This is a genomic window from Marinobacterium lacunae (genome assembly GCF_000705555.1).
Taxonomy (GTDB): Bacteria; Pseudomonadota; Gammaproteobacteria; order Pseudomonadales; family Balneatricaceae; genus Marinobacterium_D; species Marinobacterium_D lacunae.
In genome coordinates this window covers 272422-290257 of sequence record NZ_JMQN01000040.1, presented here as the reverse complement: position 1 = coordinate 290257, position 17836 = coordinate 272422, and the positions used below count along the sequence as shown (strand labels likewise).

Here is a 17836-nt window from a genome sequence, read left to right as displayed (position 1 = left end):
ACTGCGCCATTTTCCAAATGGGGCGGTGTTAATGTTGAGGGTTCTACTGTCCATGATGCTGGTGCTTACCGCCAGTATGGCTATCTCAGCGCCCATCTCGGTGGTCGATGGCAGTGGACACAGGGTAGAGCTTCAACAGCCTGCACGCCGTGTTGTTGCGTTGGCACCGGATATTGTCGAGAATCTCTACGCAGTGGGCAGCGGCGACCGCATCGTCGGTCGTGTCAGCTATTCCGACTACCCTGATGCCGCGCGTTCCATTCCGCTGGTGGGTGACTACCAGCGTTTCAATACAGAAACCATACTCAGCCTTCGCCCGGATTTGGTCATCGCCTGGTTCGAGGGAAACCCTCAGGCGCAGCTGCGCACGCTGGAAGGCTTCGGCTTGAAGGTGGTCAGGCTATCCTCCAAGCGCATCCAAAGCATTCCTGACAATCTTCGTCTGTTGGGACAACTCACAGGAAACGACGCACAGGCGCAGGTGCAGGCCTCAGCGTTTGAGGCTAGATTACGAGCGCTCAAACCTGAGGCCGGGGCAGTACCGACGCTCTTCTACCAGCTCTGGGACAATCCACTGCTAACCGTCAGTGACGATGCGCTGATCGGGGAGGCGATCGGTTTCTGCGGTGCTCGAAATCCGTTCGGCGATCGGCCAGAGGCGGCGCCTCAGGTCAGTCTTGAAGCGGTGCTGGCTGTAGCGCCCGATCTGATTGTCAGTACTGATGAGGTTGGGGGTGGGTGGCAAGAGCGATGGGAGTCATGGTCGGTGTTGCCGGCGGTACGCAATGGCGCTTTATATTCGCTGCACGCTGATCTGATTCATCGGCCAACCCCACGCTTTTTGGATGGAGTACAGGCGCTCTGTGAAGCTGTGGTCGATGTGCGTCAACGGATGAAACGCTGATGGTGAGCGCGAAAGTCTCCGCTGTTTGACGCAATACCTGTACTGTTTAAGCCTTTTCCTACACTATATTAGCCGCATTGACCCAGCCTTAACCTCGTTTGGGTATTCGTAGCTCGTCTGTCTGAAGGTAGCGCACGACGGTGAAGTATCAGACCACGTTAAATGCAGTGTATGCCCAGCTTGACCGCTTGGGCGATTTGCCTATTTTCAGCGCCACAGTTAACCGTATTCGCCAGATAAGCTCATCGCGCGAAAGTGATGCGATGGCACTTGCAATGGCGGTGATGAAGGATGCGAACCTGTCGGCAAAGCTGCTGAAGATTGCCAATACACCCCATTACAACCGTGGTCACGGTGATATCAGCGTTGTCTCCCGGGCTGTCGTCCTGATCGGCTTCGAGCGCATTCAGAACCTGTCGATGACGTTGAAGCTTATCGAGACCTTTAGCGTCGATGAGCCCGGTACTGGTATGGATACGCTACTGGTCAGCGCATTCCTGAATGCCGCGATGGCAAGGGAGATCGCCATGCGCTCTGGCGCCATGGATATCGAAGAGAGCTACATCTGTGGATTACTCTATCGACTTGGCGAGATCGTGGTGGCGTATACACTGCCTGAGCGTTACCGAAAGATGCTCAAGCTTAGGGCGTTGGGGCGTGAACAGTGGGAGAGAATCCAGCTTGCCGAACTCGGCGGGCATTTCAGCGATATCGGTCAGGACCTGACACAGAGTTGGGGTTTCCCGAAAAGTGTCGTTCAGGCGATGGATTCAATGAGTGCCGAACAGCTCAAGCCTTCCCATCGACTCAACCACCTATTGGCTGCAGGCTGTCATGATCTGTTGGAGCTGATCTACTACCGTGATACAGGGCGTGAGCTCGATTATGGCAAACGGCTCAAGCAGTTGGCTAGCTGCACCGGCTTGACGCATAAGGAGCTTGAAACGGCGATCAGTAACTCCTTTCGCCAGGTATGTGATATCTGCGTAGAGTACGGTTTGCCGGCCAAGGTGCTTATACCGCCCTATCAGGGCAGCGGTAACGATCAGCTGGACGAGCTTTCGCGACAGTTGGCTTTCTACATCAGTTCTCGCAGTGAACAGTTCCAGGCGGCTGCGCCTGCTGCTACCGTGCTGGCGGAGCCTCATTCGGCGAGGCCGTCTCAGGATCAGCTGCAGCTTGATTATCTGGCGAAGATGAACGAGCTTCTGGCTGAGGGGGTTAAGCCTACGGCAATTGTTGCACTGGCGGTGGAGGCGATTGAGCGTTGTTCTACTTTGGATCGTGTCGCGTTTTGTCTGCTCAGCAATGATCGCAGCACATTATCTGCACGGATCGTGAAGGGGCTGGACGCGGAGGTGCTCAGCAAACAGATGCATCTGAGCTCATCAGAACCCAAAGGGCAATTATTCGTTCGTTTGGTGGAGAAAGGCAGCACACTGTTGGTGGCCGATTGTGGCGAACAGGGGTGGGCAGAACGCCTGCCGCAGGATTTTATACGTACGGTTGCGCCCACGGGGTTTGTGGCAGCGCCACTGCGGGTGGGTGATAAGCCGGTCGGGCTCTTCTATGCCGATACCATTCAGGTTGGAAAGCGGGTCGACGAAGGCGCGTTTCGAGTCTTTAACCAGTTCCTGATACAGGCGCGGCTGGCGCTGGAGGTACAGCGCCACTCGGAGCGCTCAAGTTAGTTTAATGGCTATTCTCGGGCGGATCCTTTTCGCCGGTAAAGCCCTCAATGAAGGCGCCTGTGTCACGTAGCGCCTTTTTCCCTATCTCAACGGCTTTTTCGGCACCCGCCTTGGTGCTGCAGGCGGCGCGCTCTGCTGCACAGCGGGATTCGCACCCCAGCCGCGCGGCTTTGTCACTGAAATGTTCGATGCTGCACTTTGCATCGCAAAACGTCTGATCCATTGCACAATCTGCGTTTGCCTGCGGGCTGATCGTGGCAGCCAGTAACAGGCTAGTCGCCAGAAGTCGGGTTTTCATCGTGAGCCGTCCCCTCACTTGTGGGCGTTGTGTGAGCGCCGCGTGGTTGCCATAGCACCTCGCTGCCGCCGTCGCGTCGTGCAAGCAAACGAGCATGAACAAACAGCAAGTCTGACAACCTGTTGATATAGGCGATCGATAAGGGATTGACTGTGTCCGATGCGGCAAGTTCAACCAGGCGCCGCTCTGTACGGCGGCAGACGGCGCGCGCCAGGTGGGCACTGGCGGCCGGGCGGTTGCCACCGGGCAGGATAAACTCTTTCAGCGGCGGCAAGGTTTCGTTGAGCAGATCAAGCTGCTCCTCGATGCTCTCCAGCACCGCTGCATCGATCACGGTATAGTTCGGGTCTGCGACGGCTAATTCACCGCCGAGATCGAACAGTTCGTTCTGAATCTTTTGTAGATCCGTTTTAAGGCTGTCGCCCTCGGACAGATCGGCAATAAGCAGGCCGATCAGACAGTTCAGCTCATCCACCTCTCCGAGTGCTTCGATTCGCGGATGTGTCTTTGCGACGTGACTACCATTTGCTAGACCCGTAGTGCCCTTGTCGCCCTTGCGGGTGTAGAGGCGTGTAAGCCGATTACCCATGGTTCATCTCCAGTTGTCGGCACCATGCTTCGTTTAAAACGTATAACCCAGTGTAAACAGTAGGTTGCGTCCAGCTGCCGGGTAGTAGTAGGGCCCTCCAGAGTAACCAGAGTAGGTGTAATAGTGCCTGTTGAACAGGTTATTCATATTGATCCGAGCGTTCCAGTGGTCGGCACTCCAGCGCAGTGACGTATTGACGATCAGATCGGAGCCAATACGAGATTGCGCGTTGGCATCATCACTGGCGGGGTAGCGGCTGCCCGTATATTGCAGGTCGGTATACAGATTCCATTGTGGGTCGAACCGGTAATTGCCGTAGAGGCTGAACTGGTGGCGGGCGACGTAAGGCACTTCGTTGCCCTTGAAGCTGCCTGCAGTCAGTTCGCTATCGGTAAAGGTATAGGTTCCGCCGAGTCTGAACGCGTGTGAGAGCTGGTGCTCAGCACTCAGCACCAACCCTCTGCGGCGGGAGCTGTCCAGGTTGATGTTGGCACCCTGATAGCTAGCATCCCAAGGCTGAGGGTTGCTGATTTCACTGTCGAAGAGGATCTCGTCGTCCAGGTCGAGCTGATACAGGGTGAGCTCCACACTGTTTGCAGCGCCCGTCCATGCCCATCCTAACTCCCAGGAGACCCCCGTTTGTGGATCGAGGAAGTCGACGCCGGGCAGCGTCAAGCCGTTTTCATCAGCTGTGGCGAAACGGAAGTTCTCGTCACGTCGGATAAACAGGCGGTGGGCCGTCGAGGGGGTCCAGGTTAGTCCCAGCTCCTTTACGAACAGTGAATCGTGATGCCGCAGATCAGCACCGAGATCACGATCTTCCACCTTGCTGTGGCGTCCGCCCAGCGTCGCCATCCATTGCGGTGACACCGGTAACTGGAGACGTGCATAAGCCGCTTCCGTGTTCTGAGTAATGTCGTTGTAGTTCCAGGCTTGGTAATCGCTGTCGGTCACATCGATACCTGCTGTTACCTGAATCGGACCATTTGTTGTATCCCAATGACCTGTCATGCGGGGCATAAAGGTGTTTGCCCGGGTGTCCTGAGGGAAGGGGAAGAACGTGGCGACACCTTCGCCGTTGCTGTCCCGCTGACTCCAGTCTGCGCGAACATCCAGATGGTCATTCAGCTGCTGATGCACGTAAAGGGTGTCGATTCGCAGATCTTCATTGAAGTAGTCATCGGGATATACCGTTTGCCGGCGATCTGCACGCACCTGGGCTTCATTTAGAGCGCCGGGTAGCCTCTGGTTGTTATTGACCTGCTCGTGGCTGAAACGGACCTCGCCCCGCTCGTGCTGATAGGAGATTTCGGTTTTAAACTGGTCGTAATCGCGGTTGCTGTTGTCACGGTAGCCGTCGCTGGTGTCGCTGTCAGCCGAAAATGCCAGTCCAAGACCTGATTCGAAGCGGTGTTCGACGCTGCCGTTTAGACGCCTGCGGTCATAGCTGCCTGAGCTGGCGTTTATCTGCCCCTGCGTGCCGGTTATGCTGCGGGTAATGATGTTCACGACGCCGCCGACAGCGTACTGGCCGTAAAGAGTGCCTGCACTGCCCTGAAAAACCTCAATGCGCTCGACCGAGTTGAGGCTGATGCTTGCCAGGTCCGGCGCCTGAAGTGTCGGGTTGTTCAGCGGCCTGCCATCGACCAGTACCAATACGTTCTGCCCTGCATTCTCGCCAAAGCCGCGCATTGAGATAACGCCGTCATTGCCGTTCCCGGTGTAGCTTTGATTGATCTGTACTGCACCGCTGGCTCGCAATGCCTCGACGACAGATTGGGCGCCGCTCGCATCAATGTGTGCGCGCGTGATCACGTCAACCTGGCCCGGCGTTGTGCCGATAGGCTGTTCTGAACGGGTGCCAGTCACGACAACCTGTAAAGGGGCCGAAACGGCGGAGGTGTTTGAATCCTGAGAAGCGGCAAATACCGGGAAAGTCGCTGCGGTCATGGCGGCCGCCAGCAACGTAGGAACAGGGGAGTGCATGGGAATACCTCGTCTATGCGCCCGCCGCGCATGGCGTAGTGATAACGTCTATGGGCGTCAGCAGGGCCGGTCTCCGGGCTTAGGATGCACTGTGTTTACAGCGTCCATCACCGTTGCGGGGGCAGCGTTGGATTTCAACCAACTTCCCGATTATCCCGGCTATTCCGGGCACCCTTGCGGTCAGAGGGCGATTGTAAAGAGCTGACCTGAGCTGGGCAACATCAGCTCAGGATGTTCCTTGCCGGTAAAACAATGTTCGGGTCCGGTTGCAGCGTAATGTCGCTGTTGCGATCGGGGTAGGGTAGGCTGCTCAGCAGATGCCTCATGGCATTGATCCGGGCGCGCTTTTTATCGTCAGAGCGGATGACAGTCCAGGGAGCGTCAGCCGTATCGGTGTGGAAAAACATCGCTTCCTTGGCTTCGGTGTATTCATCCCACTTATCCAGTGAGGCCATGTCGATAGGGGAGAGCTTCCAGTGCTTGAGTGGATCGACGCGGCGAGACTGGAATCGGCGAAACTGTTCGTCGCGGCTGACTTCGAACCACAGCTTGAAAAGCCGGATACCGCTGCGCACAAACATTTTCTCCAGTTCCGGCGTTTCGCGCATGAATTCCAGATACTCGGAGGGCGAACAGAAGTCCATAACACGCTCGACGCCTGCACGGTTATACCATGAGCGGTCAAACAGAACGATCTCACCGGCAGCCGGCAGGTGCTTGATATAGCGCTGGTAGTACCATTGTCCGCGCTCGCGCTCGGTGGGTTTTTCAAGCGCAATGACACGCGCACTGCGCGGGTTCAAATGCTCCATAAACCGTTTAATGGTACCGCCTTTGCCGGCGGCATCGCGACCTTCAAACAGTATCAAAACCTTTTCGCCGTTGGCGCGAACCCAGTTCTGCATCTTCAGCAGCTCAATCTGAAGATCAAGTTTGAGGGCTTCATATTCTGCGCGCTTCATCTTTTTCATCGGGCTCATGCCTGCTCCTCACGGTTTTTTCTGCGCTGCTCAAAGCGTACAGCATTGAGCAGTTCCGTGTTCAAGGGTGTTTCCTCACCAAGCTCGCGCGCAGCCGCGCAGATAAAGCCCGTGATCTGTTCAATCTCGGTCGGCCGCCCTGCGCTTAGATCTTCAAGCATGGATGAGCGGTTTTGCGCGGTGTTCTCGGCTACTTCAAGCACAGCTTCCAGCAGAGTGGTATCGAAAAGCGGCTGGGTACAGACACTGGCCACATTCTCGATTTCAGTGCATAGCGTGGTCAGCTCCTGGCGATAAACGGGGCTGAGAAGCTCACCGTTGCGGCATCCATGCAGGGCCGTCAACGGGTTGATTACCGCATTTATGGCCAGCTTTTGCCACAGGGCTCTATTGATATCGCCGTTTAATACCACGCGGTGATCCAGCGTGCTCCATCCATCAGGCAGGCCGTGGTCTGCGCCCTCGGGCAGGTTGAGGCGACCGATCTGGGTTTCTCCCTCACCGGACTGAACGACCCTGAAAGGGCCTGTGCGACGTGCGCCAGATGTGGTGACGCCCGCCCAAATCGGACGCGGTGCGAGGGCAAGTGCGCTCTTTTGTTGGTGGCCATAGCCGTTCTGAAGCAGTACGATTTGCGCGTCCGGCGCAAGCCTTGGCGATATGGCGTTGATTGCGTCCAGTCCGTCATAGGCCTTGGTACAGACCAGCAGATGTTGGATGGCGGAGCTGTCCGCGACAGTTTCGGCGTCCACTCTGGCAAGATGCCAGGTATTATCGATTTGGACGCTTACGATATTGTCGAGTCGGTTAAGGCCCTCGAGTTGCGCCTCGGTACGCACGAGCAAGGTGACGTCACACCCAGCCCGGGCCAGCCGCTCTGCAAACAGGCAACCGATTGCACCCGCGCCGAGAATATGCCAGCGCATAGCTTCTCTCCATTGCACTATAAAAGGCTATGATAGCGGCGCCGGCGACCCGACAGAACCCCGGAAATGGGCCTTTTACTTTGCCCGTTTCTCAAGTAGATCAGGAGATGAAAATGCCCTCGTTCGATATCGTATCCGAGCTGGATATGCATGAAGTGACCAACGCGGTGGATCAGGCCAATCGCGAAATTCAGCAGCGCTATGATTTCAAGGGTGTGAAGGCTGACTTTGCCATGCAGGATGAGACCGTTACGCTAAGCGCAGAAGTGGATTTCCAGCTGCAGCAGATGCTGGAGGTGCTGCGTTCCAAGCTGACCGGTCGCAAGATCGACATCAAATGTATGGAGGTCAAAGACCCGGATGTCAGCGGTGTAAAGGCTACCCAGCAGGTGTTGCTCAAGCAGGGGCTTGATCAGGCAATGGCCAAAAAAATCACCAAACTGATCAAGGACAGCAAGCTCAAGGTACAGTCCCAGATTCAAGGCGAAAAGGTCCGTGTTACCGGGAAAAAACGCGATGATCTCCAGGCTGCCATGGCTGTTTTGCGCGAAGCAGATCTAGAACTGCCGTTACAGTACAACAACTTCCGCGACTGATCTGCGCCGGGGAGAGGCTAATGCTTCTCCCCGGTATTGTAGCGGCACTGTCCGCAACGCCCCTCGTCCATGCACGCGATGAGGAAAAGTTCTCGTACCAACTCCTTCTCTTTGCCCTGACAACAGCAAAAATCATGAGGATTTAACAGACCGGACTCCAGCATGGGTTTGAGTTCCTCGCTGTGCCAGTGCAGCAGTACCACGCCTGTATTTCTCAAGGTCACACGTAGTTCAGGGTCCTTGCGTTCCAGCCATGCATCGATTTGGTAGGTCATGCCGCGCTCCTTCAAATGATATTGGTTATTGAAGATTAATGATAATCAATATCATTTGCAATAGTGCGGAAGCGTGATCGACATTTGTATGGTCGGGATCACAGTTTATTGTCTTGGAGCGCCGTATCTTTGGCTGTGCTTGAGTGGTGAATATGGGTGGTTCTGGCGGCGATAACGATCAGGATCAGTACGGGAACGCCGAGCACTGCGGTACCGGTGAAAAACATCGGGTAGCCGATGCTGTCGACGGCGACCCCGGAAAAGCCGCCCAGAAACTTCGGCAGCAGGAGCATAACCGAACTGAAAAGTGCGTACTGGGTGGCAGAATACTGAATGTTGGTCAGTGCCGAAAGATAGGCCACAAAGGCCGCTGTGGCGATGCCGGCGCTGAAGTTGTCCAGTGACACAACCGATATCAGTAACTCCACTTGAGGGCCGCTCAGTGCCATGAGTGCGAACAGCAGGTTGGTTGCAGCGGCCATCAGTGCACCGGCAAACAGTATTTTCATGACGCCAAAGCGTTCGACCAGTACGCCTCCTGCGAGGGCTCCGATCAGGGTCATTATGACGCCGAATACCTTTGTAACGGCGGCAATCTCGGCTTTGGTAAAACCAAGATCGACATAGAATACGTTTGCTATGACACCCATGACGATATCGGCGATACGGTAGCTACCGATAAGCGCCAGTATAAGCACTGCCTGCCAGCGATAACGTCGGATGAAATCGGCAAAAGGGCATATCAGCGCGATATAGAACCAACCGGCGATTCTGGCCAGCCGTTCGGGAAGGTGGGCGTTTCGTTGACTCCATGACTCGATCTGCGCCAGCTGTGCGTTCATCTCATCCCGCGGCGGAGCCGGAGGTTCTGGTGAGAGCAGTGTGGTCAGAATGCCGGGAATCATCAGCAGTGCCATCACCGTATAGGCCAGCATCCAGGGCGCATGCTCGTATGTCGCCTCACTGGTATCGATCAAGGCTGCGATAGCCAGCACACCTGCAGTTGATGTAATCATCGCTAACCGGTATCCGACCATATAGGTAGCGGCCATCGCCGCCTGCATCCTCTCGTCACCTGATTCGATCCTGTAGGCATCCACCGTGATGTCCTGTGTGGCGGAGCAGAAGGCGACCAGCACGGCCATCAGTACACTGAAGTGAAGGTTTTGTGCCGGATCATTAGCGGCCAGGGCCAAAAGTCCCGCGGCTACACCGATTTGGGCCAGCAGCATCCAGCTGCGTCGTCGCCCCAGCCACCCGCCCAGCAGCGGCAAGCTCAGACGATCGACCAACGGCGCCCATACCCACTTGAAGGCATAGGCCAGTGCGACCCAGGATATGAATCCGATGCTGCTGCGTTCAATACCGGCTTCACGTAGCCAGAACGACAGTGAAGAGAACACAAGCAAAAGTGGCAGGCCCGAAGAGAATCCCAGAAATAGCAAGGTGATAGGTCTGGGGCGCAGATAGATTCCGAGGGCGTTAATCCATGAGCGTGAAACGCGGATTGGCATTGGATTCCCGAGTTGTCATGAGGTTATTGAGCAACGCTCGCAGAGCGGGCTTTCCATTGTGCGTGAAGCAAGCGGGAAATCAAGCGATGTAGGATGGAGTTGGGGAGAGGGTTTCCCGGAAGAGGCACACGCCTCTCCGGGCATGCCCTGAGGCTAGATGCGCAGCGCGCCGTCGATTTCGAAGCAACGGCCATCGACATAGTCGTTTTCAAGAATGAACGAAACTGTCTTGGCGATATGCTCGGGTTTACCCAGACGCTTGGTCGGAATCATGGCCTCGATTTTTTCGCGTGCTTCCGGTTTCATCGCCATGACCATTTCAGTGCCGATGTAGCCCGGCGCAATGGAGGCTGCACGGATACCGTAACGGGCCAGTTCTTTGGCCCAGGTGACTGCCATTGCTTCCACGGCCGCCTTGGTTGCGGTGTAGTTGGTCTGGCCCATGTTACCGGAGCGGGAGATGGAGGAGATGTTGATGATGCAGCCTTCGGTGCCCAGTTCGATCATCTTCGCGGCTGCTTCGCGGCCGCACAGGAAGGTGCCGGTCAGGTTGACCTTGATCACCAGGTCCCAGTTCTCCTTGGACATCTTGCCGACGATCTGGCCATCTTTGGCTTTCACGAACAGGCCGTCACGGGTAATGCCTGCATTGTTGACCAGCCCGTTGAGGGTACCCAGGTCAGCGACGATGTCACTGAACAGCTTTTCGACTTCAGCTTCTTCACTGATATCGACGACATATCCGCGTGCTTCCACACCCTTGTCAACGCACATGCCGATCGTTTCATCCAGGTCGGCCTGGTTCAGGTCCACCAGCGCAAGTTTCGCGCCTTTGGCTGCAAGCTCCAGGGCCATCGCGCGACCCAGACCGCGTCCACCACCTGTTATAACGATTACCTTGTCTTTAAGTTCCATATTGCCTGTCCTCTATGGGCGTTATCACGTCTCTGGTTGTTTTGCATACAGTGTTTATTGTGCGTCGCAATATGCTGCGCTGCAACACGCAATTTCCGTGGTGCAGCAAAATTCATTTTGCGGGCTGGGTATAGATGATCAAATAGCCTAATAGTCGCAGATGTCGCTTTCTGTCAGGCACTTTTGTGCCTCTATTACCGTTGTGTGCAGCTCTCTGATAGTCTTGTAGCGCTAAAAATGTTCGAGGTGCGCAATGCGATTTCTTTTCCTTCTGTTCATCGTTCTGCCAATCGTCGAGATAACGGTGCTGCTCAAAGTGGGGCAGGCGATCGGGGCGTGGTACACCGTTGGTCTGGTGCTGCTCTCAGCCTTTATAGGGGTTAACATGTTGCGTCATCAGGGACTGGCGACTCTTAGCCGTGCTCAGCAGCGCCTTGATCGACAAGAGATGCCGGGGCAGGAGATGGTTGAAGGCATTGTTCTGGCGGTGGGCGGCGCTTTGCTGGTAACGCCGGGCTTTGTGACTGATGCGATTGGCTTCAGCTGCCTGATCCCGCCTTTGCGTCAAGCCTTCGTGCGTCTGTTGATGAGCCGTTTTACCGTGATTGTCGCCTCCAGAGCCAAGAGCGGCATGGGCGCAAACCCGCGCGGAGATGTCGACGGGCGATCCTCCAATGCCGGACGTGGCGGTGATGTGATCGAAGGCGAAGTGGTCGATCGGGATGATGAAAAGCCGCGCTAGAGCCTGTGAAAAAATTCATTTCTTCCCTTGAAATCCCCTTCCACTACCCCACATAGGCAGGAGAAGTGCTGTTTGTGTGGGGTACCGCGGTCAAAGCGAAAAAAAAATCGCTTTTGGCATTGAAATAAGTCGGCACGGCCCCACCTAGTTAGCCACGAGCCATAGGCATCTGAATTTAGGAGCCCGTCAGGGCTTCAAACACAAAAAAACCAACATCGCATTGGATCCTAGATACCAGGAGAACAACCAGATGAAAATTCGTCCACTTCACGACCGTGTAGTAGTTCGTCGCAGTGAGGAAGAAACCACCACGGCGAGCGGCATTGTGCTGCCGGGTTCTGCTGCTGAAAAACCGAATCGCGGTGAAGTTGTAGCTGTTGGCCCGGGTCGCGTGCTGAACAGCGGCGAAGTTCAGGCGCCGTCTGTCAAAGTGGGGGATAAAGTCCTGTTCGGTCAGTATGCCGGTTCCAACACCGTCAAAATTGACGGCGACGAGCTACTGATCATGCAGGAAAGCGAAATCTACGGCGTACTGGAAGACTGATCGTCGCTATTAATCGCTTAAAAACGTTAACCGATCACAGAATTACAGGATAAACGAATAATGGCTGCTAAAGACGTACGTTTCGGTAATGATGCCCGTCAGCGCATGCTCGATGGTGTGAACATTCTGGCTGACGCTGTAAAAACGACCCTGGGCCCGAAAGGCCGCAACGTGGTGCTGGAAAAATCTTTCGGCGCGCCGACCGTTACCAAAGACGGTGTCTCTGTCGCTAAAGAGATCGAGCTGAAAGACAAGTTCGAAAACATGGGCGCCCAGATGGTCAAGGAAGTTGCTTCCAAGGCCAACGATGTTGCCGGCGACGGCACCACCACTGCTACTGTTCTGGCTCAGGCTATCGTCAATGAAGGTCTGAAGTCTGTTGCAGCGGGCATGAACCCGATGGATCTGAAGCGCGGTATCGACAAGGCGACTGCCGCTGTTGTTGAAGAGCTGCGTGCCATGGCTGTTCCCTGCGCCGATTCCAAGGCTATCGCTCAGGTTGGTACCATCTCTGCCAACTCCGACGTAGAAGTCGGTCAGATCATCGCTGAAGCGATGGAAAAAGTGGGCAAAGAGGGTGTTATCACCGTTGAAGAAGGTTCCGGTTTCGAGAACGAGCTGGACGTGGTTGAAGGTATGCAGTTCGATCGCGGCTACCTGTCTCCGTACTTCATCAACAACCAGGAAACCATGACCGCCGAACTGGAAGAGCCGTTCGTGCTGCTGGTTGACAAAAAAATCTCCAACATCCGCGAACTGCTGCCGGCTCTGGAACAGGTTGCCAAGGCTTCACGTCCGCTGCTGATCATCGCTGAAGATGTTGAAGGCGAAGCACTGGCGACCCTGGTGGTTAACACCATGCGCGGTATCGTCAAGGTTGCTGCCGTCAAGGCACCGGGCTTCGGGGATCGTCGCAAGGCGATGCTGCAGGATATCGCTGTCCTGACTGGCGGTCAGGTGATCTCCGAAGAGGTTGGTTTGAGCCTGGAAACCACCGGCCTTGAGCACCTGGGTACTGCTAAGCGCGTTAACATCACCAAGGAAAACACCACCATCGTTGATGGTGCGGGTTCCAAGGCTGATATCGACGCTCGCGTTCAGCAGATCCGTGTTCAGATCGAAGAAACAACGTCTGACTACGATCGCGAAAAACTGCAGGAGCGTGTTGCCAAGCTGGCTGGCGGCGTTGCTGTCATCAAGGTTGGTGCCGCGACCGAAGTTGAGATGAAAGAGAAGAAGGCCCGTGTCGATGACGCGCTGCACGCTACCCGTGCTGCCGTTGAAGAGGGCGTTGTTCCTGGCGGTGGTGTCGCACTGATCCGCGCCCTGAGCAAGGTTGAAGGTCTGGAAGGTGAAAACCACGACCAGACTATCGGTATCCAGCTGGCACTGCGTGCCATGGAAGCGCCGCTGCGTCAGATCGTCGGCAATGCCGGTGGTGAAGGCTCTGTCGTTGTAAACAACGTTCGCAATGGCGAAGGTGCTTACGGCTTCAACGCATCTACCGAAGAGTACGGCGACATGCTGGAGATGGGTATTCTTGATCCGGCTAAAGTCACCCGTTCTGCACTGCAGGCAGCGGCTTCTATCGCCGGTCTGATGATCACCACCGAAGCGATGGTTGCTGAACATCCGGAAGACAAGCCGTCTATGCCTGACATGGGCGGTATGGGTGGAATGGGCGGCATGGGCGGCATGATGTAGTGCGACGAGAGTCGCCTGCGAGGCACCTTGGTTCCTTTTGAATCAAGGTGTTAGCCCGGGGTTTAGGTGTGTTGAGCACCTGCCCCATCCTCTCACCCGGACTGTGAATGAGAGGAGCCGCTGCGGCGGTCAGTCCACCCATGTGACCCCGGTCGATGATGGCGTTTAGCTAAGCGCTTGAGACCACAGACTCGGTTCGTCTGTAAGCGAACCAACAACGCATGCAAAAAGAGAATCGGGCTTGTCCCGGTTCTCTGCATGTCCTCACCTTATGGCCTTTTGCCATGCCACTTCGTGCTTGTTCATCCGCCCGGATAGTGTGGAGCACAGATACGATCACCACGGCTCAATCGAGTCACTGATCTAACCTCGCAGCGATGCAAGCTGTAACGATGATTGTTCGGCGCATTTAGCTGATGCGTAGTGAACCTGCTGTTCAGCCAGTTGTAGCCTAGGGATAGTGCGATTCCAGTAATGGAGTGGTGCGAAGCTTCCTGACAATGTAGCCCCGTTTTTCGGTGTGTGCGGCCCGTGAGGGTGCGTGCATGGATCCTGCGAGTGACAACGCGGGTGAGGTGCTAGGCTGGGAGGTATGGTTAACGTATGTGAACTGCTGATAAATACCGTCAACCGCAAGGAGCCAAAGTCACTGACAGGCTTCAACCAAAATGGTGCGTAGCTGGTTAATCCTTTTACATCTGGGATTACGCTGACAACAAAGCTACCGGTAGATAGGCAGAACCTAACCCTCTCGTGTCATCGTTATGGAACTCGGTAAGCCCGTACATCTGCCCATCGGGCAAGTAAGCCGTAAGGCAAACTGTTGGATGTGCGGGTAAAGGATGCCAGAAAAAGCGAATGCCTGGCTGTAATGGCTAGGATAGGGGTTCGAACTTTGCCCTGACCGGAAACGGTGCCCACTTCTGGCAGGTCTTTACTCGCGTAACGTCCTGTAAAGTCTCTAAATCGAAGTCAGGCTTTGGCCTTGGCTTCACTCATCGACGCCCTTGTGGGGATGCATAATTCCCGCAAGGGGTTACTGCGTCTTCAGTCATTCAGGGGTGGTCAAACCTAGGAGGACTGCAAGATGAGTATATCAACCACGATTGACGTACCTGCGTCTTCCCACTCCGCCAACTGGCACGGTATTGACTGGGAAACCTGTCATATCAGGGTGAGAGGACTACAGGTGCGCATCGCGAAGGCGGCCAGTAATCAGCAGTGGCGTAAGGTTAATAGCCTGCAGCGCTTGCTGGTTCGCTCGTTTTCGGCCAAAGCTCTGGCTGTGAAACGGGTGACGGAAAACCGGGGACGGAAAACCCCCGGCATCGATGGCGAAACATGGGACACCCCCGAGACCAAATGGAATGCTGTATTTCGATTAGTGCGGAAGGGCTATAAGCCTAGACCGCTACGTCGCGTATATATCCCGAAGTCAAATGGCGCTCGTCGTCCTTTGGGGATTCCGACAATGCTGGACCGAGCCATGCAGGCGTTATACCTGTTAGCGCTTGAGCCGGTGTCGGAGACCACGGCAGATCGTAATTCCTATGGCTTTCGTCCCTTGCGCTCTACGGCCGATGCAATTGAGCAGTTGTTCATCAACCTCAGTCGCAAGAGTTCGGCTCAATGGGTGTTGGAAGGCGATATAAAAGGGTGTTTCGACAACATCAGTCATGACTGGCTGGTTGCTCATGTCCCTCTGGACCGGGTGATCGTCAGAAAATGGCTAAAGGCAGGATACATGGAATCCGGCCAGTTATTCCCAACCGAGGCGGGGACTCCACAAGGAGGTATTATCTCGCCGGTGTTGGCCAATATTGCGCTTGATGGTCTGGAAGAGGAGTTAGAAGCCCGATTCGGGAAGAAAAACACCAAAGCCAGCTACAAGACAAAGGTCAACTATGTGCGTTATGCGGATGACTTCGTCATTACCGGCATCTCGAAAGAGCTGCTGGACAGCGAGGTAAAGCCTGTTGTTGAAGCCTTCATGGCGGAACGTGGGTTAACCTTGTCGGCGGAAAAAACACTGATTACGCATGTGTCGGAAGGGTTCAACTTTCTGGGTCAGAATATCAGGCAATATGGGGGCAAGCTGCTAATCAAGCCTGCTCACAAGAACCTGAAGCAGTTTCTGGCCAAGATCCGGCAAGTGGTGAAGGACAACAAAACGGTCCCGGCCTGGTTGTTGATAGATATGCTCAATCCGATGATTCGGGGTTGGGCTAACTATCACAGGCATATCGTGGCCAAGGAAACCTTCAACTACGTGGATTATCGTATCTGGAAGCTGCTGTGGCAGTGGTGCAAGAGGCGGCATCTAAATCGCCGTAAACGCTGGGTCAAAGCGAAATACTTTAAGCGCGTTGGGAAACGCAATTGGGTGTTCGCGGAGCAGTACCCCAGCGGCAAACTTGCCACATTGATATACGCAGCTGACACGCCGATCAAGCGGCACACTAAGATGAAAGCGGACGCGAATCCGTACCTACCGCAGTTCGAAAGCTACTACGAGCAACGCTTGGAGTATGCGTGGAGAAACTCGGAACAGGGCAAGCGGAAGACCTATATGCTTTGGAGTCGACAGCAGAAGCGTTGCCCGATGTGCAAGCAGTACATCACGTTCGAGACCGGGTGGAACATTCACCATGTTATTGAGCGGCACAAGGGTGGTAGCGACAAGCTGGAGAACTTGGTGTTGTTGCATCCGAATTGCCATCGGAAGCTGCACGCTTTGGGCTTTCACTTGAAAACTGATCAATCTATCACCATGTTATTTGTTCAGTCTGGTGATAAGAGGTTGGGATATGGAAAACAAGTGTAGTCTGAAAGTTGTGAGCGATAAGTCTGGTAAAGTACTAAGCGGTACTGCGGCGATCTTGCATGCAACGAGTCGTGAAGGTGGCTTCGACGCCTACATGACGAAATTTGCGGAAAAGGTGGCTAAAGAAGCACTGAGCCAGCATCTCGACGAGCAGAGAAAGCCTCGACTTCGTAGCATTGGCTGAACTTAGCTGCGAGAATAGGTGCTATCTGCTAAGGCCGTCGGTCTTCCTCACAGAGGAGGGCTTCTAAAGGCTTGAGCCGTATGCGGGGAAACTCGCACGTACGGTTCTTAGGGGAGGGGTGGCCAGCAATGGCTGCTCCTTACCCGACATCGCCCCCGCCGTAATGCTGAAAAGCCCCGCTTTTGCGGGGCTTTTTCGTATCAGGTAAACCTGCTAGTGTGATTTTTCCAGCCTGTACGGAATAGAAAACAACGATGAGTGAACGTAAAGAACCCGGGCTCAATCTATCGGGACTGGATGTCCAGGAAACTGATCGCAGACCGGCTCCCACAGCAAAACGCCCGACAGTCCCGGTTGCTGATAAACCGCGTGGCGGCAGTTTTCTGCTGACGTTAATATTGTTGGTGCTCGCTGCAGGCGGTGCAGGTTTGGCGTACTGGACGGTAGGACTGAAGCAGGCGCTAGATGAGCAGGGCGCCGAGCTTGCCAAGGCGCAGGCCCGTATTGCCGAAATGGCCGAGATGCTGGCGCTGACCAGTGATACTGCCAGCCAGTCGGGACAGACCCTGATGGGACGCATCGGGCAACTTGAAAGTCGCGCAGGTGAGAAATACGAACATTTCGATTCGGAGATCGCCAAGCTCTGGACCGTAGCGTACCAGCGGAACAAACCTCAGTTGGAAGAGCAGAAAAAGGCGCTTGAGACGCAGGCTGCCGAGCTCTCGGAGCTGAAGCAGCAACTGGCCGCAGCCGGTGATAAAGTAACCAAGCTGAATGCCAGCGTTGATGCAGGAAAAGGTGATCTCGGCACCCTCAAAAAGCAGGTTGCAGGGCTCGAGAAGTCGATGGCGGAGCAGGCTGATAAGTTGAAGGCGGTCAGCACCGATACCGGGTTTGCCTTGTCACTTGAGAAAGATGAGCGGGTGAGCGCTCAGCAGGCGTTGTCAGCCCGTATCGACAAGCTCAGTCAGAGCTCTCAGAGTAGTGCAGGCCTTGGGCAGCGTATCGCGTCTATCGAGCAGTCCATACAGGCGATCGACGGTTCGCGTCGGCAGTTCAGCCAGAGTCTTTTGCAGTTGCGCGATCAGATCAACCAATTGCAGCGTCGGGTTGATGCCCGCTAGAAGCCCGAGTGTTGTACTCGGATTTGCGTCCGCCGGGGTT

Annotated in this window: 17 protein-coding genes and 1 riboswitch; of the genes, 9 read left to right on the top strand and 8 right to left on the bottom strand. The window is 55.2% G+C overall.

Translation table 11 applies throughout. From position 1 onward, the window contains the following. Window positions 1-31: 31 nt before the first annotated feature. Window positions 32-904: a cobalamin-binding protein gene (locus ADIMK_RS13895; protein WP_036189214.1), complete on the top strand. Its 873-nt coding sequence runs from the start codon at window positions 32-34 to the stop codon at window positions 902-904. A gap of 140 nt (window positions 905-1044) precedes the next feature. After that, complete coding sequence (locus ADIMK_RS13890; RefSeq protein WP_036189212.1) at window positions 1045-2595, top strand: HDOD domain-containing protein; 1551 nt, start codon at window positions 1045-1047, stop codon at window positions 2593-2595. 1 nt (window position 2596) lies between these two features. On the opposite strand, the gene ADIMK_RS13885 is transcribed toward ADIMK_RS13890, so the two are convergent. The 5 genes from ADIMK_RS13885 to ADIMK_RS13865 form a co-directional block, all read right to left on the bottom strand. After that, window positions 2597-2893, bottom strand: coding sequence for a hypothetical protein (locus tag ADIMK_RS13885; protein WP_036189209.1), 297 nt, complete (start codon window positions 2891-2893; stop codon window positions 2597-2599). Beyond that, window positions 2868-3482 carry a cob(I)yrinic acid a,c-diamide adenosyltransferase gene (locus ADIMK_RS13880; RefSeq protein ID WP_051692962.1) on the bottom strand — a complete coding sequence of 205 codons (615 nt, stop codon included), beginning with the start codon at window positions 3480-3482 and terminating at the stop codon, window positions 2868-2870. Before ADIMK_RS13880 ends, ADIMK_RS13885 begins: the two co-directional genes overlap by 26 nt. A gap of 33 nt (window positions 3483-3515) precedes the next feature. Further along, entirely contained in the window at window positions 3516-5468 is a 1953-nt protein-coding gene (locus tag ADIMK_RS13875; RefSeq protein WP_081849796.1) for a TonB-dependent receptor, read from the bottom strand. 48 nt (window positions 5469-5516) lie between these two features. Then, window positions 5517-5659, bottom strand: a riboswitch (cobalamin riboswitch). Window positions 5660-5689: 30 nt separating this feature from the next. Continuing rightward, a complete protein-coding gene (gene ppk2, locus ADIMK_RS13870; RefSeq protein ID WP_036189205.1) occupies window positions 5690-6448 on the bottom strand; it encodes a polyphosphate kinase 2 in 759 nt (252 codons plus the stop codon). After that, window positions 6445-7374, bottom strand: coding sequence for a ketopantoate reductase family protein (locus tag ADIMK_RS13865; protein ID WP_051692961.1), 930 nt, complete (start codon window positions 7372-7374; stop codon window positions 6445-6447). Before ADIMK_RS13865 ends, ppk2 begins: the two co-directional genes overlap by 4 nt. A gap of 113 nt (window positions 7375-7487) precedes the next feature. On the opposite strand from ADIMK_RS13865, the gene ADIMK_RS13860 reads away from it, so the two are divergent. Further along, window positions 7488-7970, top strand: coding sequence for a YajQ family cyclic di-GMP-binding protein (locus ADIMK_RS13860; RefSeq protein WP_036189202.1), 483 nt, complete (start codon window positions 7488-7490; stop codon window positions 7968-7970). A 17-nt stretch (window positions 7971-7987) separates the two neighbouring features. Here ADIMK_RS13860 and ADIMK_RS13855 read toward each other — a convergent pair whose 3' ends face one another. The 3 genes from ADIMK_RS13855 to ADIMK_RS13845 all read right to left on the bottom strand — a co-directional run bounded on the left by ADIMK_RS13855 (window position 7988) and on the right by ADIMK_RS13845 (window position 10674). Continuing rightward, window positions 7988-8245, bottom strand: coding sequence for a PA4570 family protein (locus tag ADIMK_RS13855; RefSeq protein ID WP_036189199.1), 258 nt, complete (start codon window positions 8243-8245; stop codon window positions 7988-7990). Window positions 8246-8343: 98 nt separating this feature from the next. Beyond that, window positions 8344-9759 carry an AmpG family muropeptide MFS transporter gene (locus ADIMK_RS13850; RefSeq protein WP_156042921.1) on the bottom strand — a complete coding sequence of 472 codons (1416 nt, stop codon included), beginning with the start codon at window positions 9757-9759 and terminating at the stop codon, window positions 8344-8346. A 153-nt stretch (window positions 9760-9912) separates the two neighbouring features. After that, a complete protein-coding gene (locus ADIMK_RS13845) occupies window positions 9913-10674 on the bottom strand; it encodes an SDR family oxidoreductase (protein ID WP_036189190.1) in 762 nt (253 codons plus the stop codon). 253 nt (window positions 10675-10927) lie between these two features. On the opposite strand from ADIMK_RS13845, the gene ADIMK_RS13840 reads away from it, so the two are divergent. The 6 genes from ADIMK_RS13840 to ADIMK_RS13815 all read left to right on the top strand — a co-directional run bounded on the left by ADIMK_RS13840 (window position 10928) and on the right by ADIMK_RS13815 (window position 17796). After that, window positions 10928-11416, top strand: a complete 489-nt coding sequence (locus ADIMK_RS13840; RefSeq protein ID WP_036189187.1) for an FxsA family protein — start codon at window positions 10928-10930, stop codon at window positions 11414-11416. Window positions 11417-11666: 250 nt separating this feature from the next. Further along, on the top strand, window positions 11667-11960 hold the full coding sequence (locus ADIMK_RS13835; protein WP_036189186.1) for a co-chaperone GroES: 294 nt from the start codon (window positions 11667-11669) through the stop codon (window positions 11958-11960). Window positions 11961-12020: 60 nt separating this feature from the next. Continuing rightward, window positions 12021-13664, top strand: a complete 1644-nt coding sequence (gene groL, locus ADIMK_RS13830) for a chaperonin GroEL (RefSeq protein ID WP_036189184.1) — start codon at window positions 12021-12023, stop codon at window positions 13662-13664. Between the two features lie 1087 nt (window positions 13665-14751). Beyond that, window positions 14752-16488 (top strand): group II intron reverse transcriptase/maturase, encoded by a 1737-nt coding sequence (ltrA, locus tag ADIMK_RS13825; RefSeq protein WP_081849795.1) that lies wholly within the window; start codon window positions 14752-14754, stop codon window positions 16486-16488. Then, the gene (locus ADIMK_RS13820) at window positions 16472-16672 is read left to right on the top strand and encodes a hypothetical protein (protein ID WP_036189181.1); all 201 of its coding nucleotides are present in this window, start codon (window positions 16472-16474) and stop codon (window positions 16670-16672) included. Before ltrA ends, ADIMK_RS13820 begins: the two co-directional genes overlap by 17 nt. Before the next feature lie 254 nt (window positions 16673-16926). After that, window positions 16927-17796, top strand: a complete 870-nt coding sequence (locus tag ADIMK_RS13815; protein WP_036189180.1) for a hypothetical protein — start codon at window positions 16927-16929, stop codon at window positions 17794-17796. The last annotated feature ends 40 nt before the right edge of the window (window positions 17797-17836 follow it).